The organism is Eubacterium sp. 3_1_31 (assembly GCF_964249515.1).
In the GTDB taxonomy this organism is placed as follows: domain Bacteria; phylum Bacillota_I; class Bacilli_A; order Erysipelotrichales; family Erysipelotrichaceae; genus Longicatena; species Longicatena caecimuris.
The window spans coordinates 185,227-192,080 of record NZ_CAXUBY010000001.1 but is presented as its reverse complement, the minus strand read 5'-3'; the positions used below and the strand labels follow the sequence as shown (position 1 = coordinate 192,080).

Below are 6,854 nucleotides of genomic sequence, written 5' to 3'. Positions count from 1 at the left end.
AAACGCTCGTTAAAAGCGTCATTCTATATCGCCATACAAGACGATTGTGTAAGGAAAAACCCTTTTGATTTCAAGTTGAGTGAAGTCCTAGAAAATGATACCAAAGAGAAAGTCGCATTGACAGAGGAACAGGAACAATCCCTACTCTCATTCATCAAGACGGACAATGTGTATCACAAGTATTATGATGATGTGCTGATACTGTTAAAGACAGGACTTCGTATCTCGGAACTGTGCGGACTGACAATCATGGACGTTGATTTTATCCATGAGGTTGTAGTTATCGACCACCAGTTACTAAAGAGCAAGGAACAGGGTTATTATATTGAAACGCCTAAGACAAAGAGCGGAATAAGGCAAGTGCCATTAAGCAGAGAAACAATACAGGCATTTCAACGGGTTATGAAGAAACGCCCAAAGACAGAACCATTTGTGATAGACGGACGGAGCAATTTCCTATTTGTCAATCATAAAGGCAAGCCCAAAGTTGCGATTGATTACAACGCCTTATTTGTCCGTATGATAAAGAAATACAACAAGCACCACAAGGACAATCCCTTGCCACATATCACACCGCATACGCTACGCCATACATTCTGCACAAGGCTGGCAAGCAAGAACATGAACCCGAAAGATTTACAGTATATCATGGGGCATTCAAATATCAGTATCACAATGAACTGGTACGCTCATGCGTCCATAGATACCGCAAAATCAGAGGTTCAGCGTCTAATCGCATAAGAAGTATTTACCACGATTTTAACCACGCTTGATAGCGAAAATATAAGAAGATAGACCTAGATATGTGAGGTTTACCACAAAAGAAAAATGCCCGTAGAGCCTATAAAATAAGGCTTTGCGGACATTTAAGAAGATATAAAAAGATAGTCAAAAAGACATATATAATTTAAATCAATTTATATAGATTTTAGTCAATGGATAGGTAACAGCAACATACAATCATATATAGAAATTATCAAAGTAGCTTTACAAGAAAATAAGCTACTGTCATTTGATTATATAGCCCATCGCGGAAATAAGACTACACGTGTCGTTGAGCCTTATCAACTCGTATTAAAAAGTACGCATTGGTATTTATATGGATATTGCCTTAAAAGAAACGATTTTCGCTTATTCAGATTGTCGCGTATGTCAACCCTACAAAAACAAAAGGAAACTTTTATACCACGCGATTATCAAAAACCCAAATTAGAGTTTGCAGATGTTTTAGCAACCCTACAAACAAATATTAAAATTCGTATTCATAAGTCTATCGTAGATAGGGTACTTGATTATTGTCCATACGAAAATTTCATTCCCGATGATAAGGAGCATTATATCGTCAGTTTTCCTTTTATAGAGAATGATTATTATTATGATATTGTTTTGAGCTTTGGAGATAAGTGCGAATGTTTGGAACCATTACATGTTCGTGAAAAAATGAAGCAGAGAATATATGATATAGCTTCTCTATATAAAAAGTAATAGTTACTATAATATAGTGTTATAGTAACTATTACTGAGAATGTTAAAATTATTTTGCTAAGAAAACACGTGGGGTTTTAAGAAGATATAAAAAGTAAGAGAAAGTTTATATAAAACGATTCCTAAAAAAGTTTGGATAGGAATAAATGGGATATAATTCTTATAATCCATGCGTCAACATGAAGTAAGTAATACAAGAGCAACAAACAAGTACGCAAAAGTTATTAGCTGACACACAAAGAATTAATTTGAATTTATAATCAATATACTTTTCATTCACATTTTTTTCTCAATCATATTACTTACTATAATAAGAATAATCGGTTGTACGGCAATAATAACTCCCGTAATAATCGCTGGAATGAAATAATCAAAGGAAATAAATATAACTGTTACTATACCTAATAGTACCATAGTAATCATATTCATGATATTTCCAGATTTCTCTTTAATTGAGATATTTCGTTCGTCCATCACATTCACTTTATAATCAATATCATTTTTCATCATTCTATTATGCATAAGTTGTGTATGAGAAATGCTAAAGATTATACTCATTAAAATTAGGAGCCCTATATCTGCTGTTTTAGGAAAATCTGTAAATAAAATGATAAGAACTAAAATTGCTGAAACAATATAACCAATGTACCACAGTTTATGTTTATTTTTCACTTTTGCTTTCCTCCTCATAAATAAAAATTTCTTCAATACTCATTTGAAAGTATCTTGCAATTTTAAAGGCTAATAAAATAGATGGATTGTAGCGTCCATTTTCTAAAGAGCCTACTGTTTGACGAGATACCTCAAGAGCAGTTGCTAAATCTTCTTGTTTAATACCTCTTAGTTTTCGTAATTCTTCTAAACGATTTTTCACAACATACTCCTTTCTGAAATACATGGAAAGTTTGCTTTCCTTTTCTAAGCCTTATAATGCTTTTTTGAACAGAAAATGTCAAGTGAACTTTCCATATTTTTTATTCCTTTCTTCTTTATTAGGATTTTTGTATTCTGTATCTTCTCGCAAGAGGAAAAGGTTACTTATCCTCATCATCAAAATGATTATTCCTTAATACTTCTGAAACAGTTCCATATCCTCTTCTTAAATTTGCGAAACAGGGTAAGCATTTTGGTAAGTATTATGAAGTAATTTACATTCTATTTAAAACGGGGCTTCATATTTCTGAATAGTTGGTTTGATGATTTCTGATATTGATTTAGAAAAAGGTGTTATTGATGTAAATCACAGTTGCAAAGTAAATGTTATATAGAATATACTATAGAGGGCACAAAGATAGAAAGCGGTACAAGGCTTGTGCCTATGATAAATCGCAAAAGCGGTTCTTAGAAGTATAATAAAATATATAAACAGGAATCACTTAAAATCACACCTCATGGTCGAGTTATAATAAGGACAAGTTAGAAAACTCCAGTAAATACAAGGGGTTGCACTAATTTAGTCCTTATTTTTAATTTCCTGAAAAGGGAAAAATAAAGCAGCGCTGTCATTCCAGAATATGAATTATTACAGATTCAGACTGGAAATGGATTTGTGTAAGACAAGAGTAAAAACAACAGAATTATTGTAATTATAGGACTGAATTAGCTCGCACGGAATATAGATTCCGGATGTCTAATTCAGTCCTCTTTTTGATTGATGACGATGAAAGGTGATGAAAAATGGCTAGAATTATTTCTATTGTAAACCAAAAAGGGGGAACGGGAAAATCCGCATGTACAGCTAATTTAGCAGTAGGATTAGCACAAAAGAATATGAAAGTGTTGATTGTAGATGCCGATCCACAGTCTGATGTATCCGCAGGATTTGGATATCGTGATTGTGATGACAGTAATGAAACACTTACTGCTCTTATGGATGCTGTAATGAAAGATGAAGATATTCCTTCCGAATGTTTTATCAGACATCAGGCAGAGGGGATAGACATTATCTGTTCTAACATTGGACTGGCAGGTACGGAAGTACAGTTGGTAAATGCAATGAGTAGAGAATATGTATTGAAACAGATTTTATATGGTATCAAAGATCAATATGATGTAGTCATCATTGATTGTATGCCATCATTGGGAATGATTACGATTAATGCGCTGGCTGCATCAGATGAAGTCCTCATTCCAGTTGAAGCATCCTACCTGCCAATCAAAGGATTGCAGCAGTTGTTAAAAACAATCGGTAAGGTCCGTAAGCAGATTAATCCGAAGCTGCAAGTCGGAGGTATTTTGTTTACGATGGTCGATGCTCATACGAATGATGCCAGAAATAACATGGAACTTCTCAGAAATGTATATGGAAGTCAAATTCATATCTTTGATAATTATATTCCATTTTCTGTAAGAATGAAGGAAGCAGTCAGAGAAGGACAGAGTATTTTCTCTTATGATCCGAAAGGCAAAGCTACAGAAGCTTATCGGAGAGTGACGGAGGAGGTGCTGAAAGATGCCATCTAAAAAAAGAGCAACTCCCATTTCCTTACAGCCACTTGATGCGTTATTTGGAACAAACGAAGAAACAAACAATGGAATTTGTGAGATAGAAATAGGAAGCCTTCATCCATTTCCAAATCACCCGTTTCAAGTAAAAGATGATAAGAAAATGGAAGAATTATCAGAAAGCATTACACAATATGGCGTGTTGGTTCCTGGTATTGTGCGATTGAGAGAGTCCGGTGGTTATGAGCTGGTAGCTGGTCATAGGCGAAAACGAGCATGTGAACTTGCGGGATTAGAGAAAATGCCTGTTATCATCAAAGATCTTACAGATGATGAAGCGACGGTGATCATGGTAGATTCCAACATTCAACGAGAAGAGCTGCTGATCAGTGAAAAGGCATTCGCTTATAAAATGAAATATGAGGCGTTAAAGCGTCAGGGAAAACGGTCTGATTTAACTTCTTGCCAAGTTGGCAAGAAGTTGGCGGCAGAAGAAGTCAGTCAGAATACAGGAGATAGTTCCAGACAGATTCTTCGATATATTCATCTGACAGAGTTAATCGCAGAACTTTTAGAACTGGCAGACGAGAAGAAGCTTCCCTTTAATACAGCTGTTGAAGTTTCATATTTGAGAAGTGAAGAACAACAGATATTGCTTCAGTATATGAGTAATCACAATATGGTACCGTCTATGAAGCAGGCAAAGGAATTGAAGCAGATTGCAAAAGAGCAGATGTTGACATATTCAGAGATTGACCAGATCTGTATGAATGAAAGTACTGAGAAAGTACAGGTACAGATTCCGGCGAAAAAGCTGAAACAGTATTTTCCTGAGTCATATTCTAAAGCTCAGATGGAAGAAGTGATATTTATGCTCCTGGCATCATGGGCAGAAAAACAATAATATGATATGCGAAGTTGGACAGAAGGAATGAAAAGATGATGATAGAAGATGTAATTAAAAAATCAATACTGCCACTGGCATTTATGCTATTCTGGTTCTGGATGGTATCCACCATCATGAAAGTCAGTGGACAGACAGACTTATTCTGGTGGATATTTCTTTCCGGACTTCCATTTGGAATACATAAAATGCGGCTGGTCCTGATTCCAAAAGGAATGGATATAACAGCAACACTTGGGATGGCTGCATTAAGTGTCATCATTGGAGCTTTGATTGGAAGTATCATGATTCCAGTGTATGTAATCCGTGCGGTATACGTTTTCTTACGATATATCATCGGAAAATAATTGAATATTTGATAAGAGGCAGGCTTGCGAAAATAAAATCGTAAGCTTGCCTCTTTTTTTTGTACCCAAAATCAGGCAATTCAGGGGAAATCCCTTTTGCAAATATATATACCTGGAGGATTTTTAAGATGAGAGAGCGAATTGAAAGTAAGCATGTAACAAAAGAAATCAAAAGTCAGATGCCAGTGATTCCGGTGGAAATTGTTAAAGAAAGAGGTTGTACGTTCTGCCCGTATTATCTGGGCAATTATGAGAAACAGCCACGCTGTATGATGAAAATCTGTGCCTGGGATGATGAAAATGAACGTTTCCATCCAGTTCTTCGTGGACTGATTCCATTTTACAAAGAGAAGATGGAAAAAGCAGAAGAGAAGTTCCTGGCAATGAAAAAGATTTACACAACGCTGTTAGGAATGTTTGTCAGGCGTATATGGTAGGGCATATGAAAAATGCCGATGGAAGTATCAATAACAAAAATGTAGTGCTGTCAGCAGCATGTGAAGCAGCGGAACTGTTCCAGTGCATGATGTCAGTAAATCAGAAACTGGAGGACTGGCAGAGATTTAACCACACCTTGGAGATGCATCTTAGAAGTGTGGAATGTGAGAAAATCCATGATATCTGTCAGGCGGTATATGGAATGAAACATCCGTCCGATGAACTGGAAGGATTGTATCTGGCAAGAGAGGATGAACAGATATGCCTGCTGTACTATCAGGTATTTGTAGGGATGCTGGAAATCAATATTAATTCAGCCGAAGTGCTGTACAAACAGAAGGAGGAAATAATCAATGAGTAAGGTGGAGTATATGCCGGTAGATTGTCTGCAGGTGCCAAAGATGCTGTTCCAGGTGGAAAAATTCAAAAATCTGTCAAATACAGCAAAAATTTTATACAGCTTATTTCTGGATCGTTTGAAATTTGCGGTGCAGAATGGCTGGGTAGATCATAACGGAGATCTGTTTGTTATCTATCCAAAAAGCGAAATGAAGAAAGACCTGAATACGACTCGATATGGCGTAGATCAGGCAGTACAGGAACTTGTTAAGATTGGAAAGCTGGTGCGTATTGTTCAAAACAATGGAAAGGCGAACCACTTTTATATCAATGATATTTATGAAAATGAGATGGAGGAAGAATCAATGATGACATTAGACAGAATTATGGCAAATATGCCGATGGAAGAAAGAGAAATTATCATGGACAAGATGGTGGCAGCATCCAGAGATATTCTGGGAACAATTGCAGATATGGGATATCTGGATGAATATGAGACACCACTGACTCCTATGGAAGAGCGAGGCTATTACGATGAAGAAGGTAATCTTGATATTGATGCCGTAGAAGCCGATGGCTATGAGTTTGGTATGGATCTGGCATTTGGCGTGTTATCTGTTTGTGAAGGAAAGCCTGAACATGTGCTGGAAATTCAGAAATATGTAAATGAACAGTATGAGTGCTGTTCTAATAAGAAGTTTATGAAAGTTCTGGAAACAATCGCACGAATGAATGGAAACGAGGAGGTTTATATCGAGGATATGTATGCCTGCAATAAAGAAGCAAGGAATTATTATCTGAGCGAGTTAATGATGTGCTTCAACTTTGTGTTTAATGAGATGTGTCATGGAACAGGCAGTGCAGCAGGGTGTGATTTTAATAGTGAGGAAGAATAG

General features: G+C 36.3%; 9 protein-coding genes and 1 pseudogene. 8 read left to right on the top strand and 2 right to left on the bottom strand.

Annotation, left to right across the window (positions count from 1 at the left end):
- A partial coding sequence (locus tag ACESSZ_RS00885; protein WP_499842664.1) for a site-specific integrase occupies nt 1–741 on the top strand: 741 nt, incomplete at its 5' end.
- 174 nt (nt 742–915) lie between these two features.
- Nucleotides 916–1,485 (top strand): annotated as a pseudogene (locus ACESSZ_RS00880) (helix-turn-helix transcriptional regulator); the annotation flags it as partial.
- A 276-nt stretch (nt 1,486–1,761) separates the two neighbouring features.
- On the opposite strand, the gene ACESSZ_RS00875 reads toward ACESSZ_RS00880, so the two are convergent.
- Complete coding sequence (locus ACESSZ_RS00875; RefSeq protein ID WP_117547544.1) at nt 1,762–2,157, bottom strand: hypothetical protein; 396 nt, start codon at nt 2,155–2,157, stop codon at nt 1,762–1,764.
- Nucleotides 2,147–2,359 carry a helix-turn-helix transcriptional regulator gene (locus tag ACESSZ_RS00870; protein ID WP_026006723.1) on the bottom strand — a complete coding sequence of 71 codons (213 nt, stop codon included), beginning with the start codon at nt 2,357–2,359 and terminating at the stop codon, nt 2,147–2,149. Before ACESSZ_RS00870 ends, ACESSZ_RS00875 begins: the two co-directional genes overlap by 11 nt.
- A gap of 803 nt (nt 2,360–3,162) precedes the next feature.
- Here ACESSZ_RS00870 and ACESSZ_RS00865 point away from each other — a divergent pair.
- The 6 genes from ACESSZ_RS00865 to ACESSZ_RS00840 all read left to right on the top strand — a co-directional run bounded on the left by ACESSZ_RS00865 (nt 3,163) and on the right by ACESSZ_RS00840 (nt 6,854).
- Entirely contained in the window at nt 3,163–3,948 is a 786-nt protein-coding gene (locus tag ACESSZ_RS00865; RefSeq protein WP_008703831.1) for a ParA family protein, read from the top strand.
- Entirely contained in the window at nt 3,938–4,834 is an 897-nt protein-coding gene (locus ACESSZ_RS00860; protein WP_012744321.1) for a ParB/RepB/Spo0J family partition protein, read from the top strand. Before ACESSZ_RS00865 ends, ACESSZ_RS00860 begins: the two co-directional genes overlap by 11 nt.
- Nucleotides 4,835–4,869: 35 nt before the next feature.
- Nucleotides 4,870–5,181, top strand: a complete 312-nt coding sequence (locus ACESSZ_RS00855; RefSeq protein ID WP_012744320.1) for a DUF6050 family protein — start codon at nt 4,870–4,872, stop codon at nt 5,179–5,181.
- A 128-nt stretch (nt 5,182–5,309) separates the two neighbouring features.
- Nucleotides 5,310–5,618 carry a hypothetical protein gene (locus ACESSZ_RS00850; protein WP_499842663.1) on the top strand — a complete coding sequence of 103 codons (309 nt, stop codon included), beginning with the start codon at nt 5,310–5,312 and terminating at the stop codon, nt 5,616–5,618.
- A 5-nt stretch (nt 5,619–5,623) separates the two neighbouring features.
- Nucleotides 5,624–5,980: a hypothetical protein gene (locus ACESSZ_RS00845; protein WP_499842662.1), complete on the top strand. Its 357-nt coding sequence runs from the start codon at nt 5,624–5,626 to the stop codon at nt 5,978–5,980.
- The gene (locus ACESSZ_RS00840) at nt 5,973–6,854 is read left to right on the top strand and encodes a replication initiator protein A (RefSeq protein WP_012744316.1); all 882 of its coding nucleotides are present in this window, start codon (nt 5,973–5,975) and stop codon (nt 6,852–6,854) included. The genes ACESSZ_RS00845 and ACESSZ_RS00840 overlap by 8 nt, the downstream gene beginning before the upstream one ends.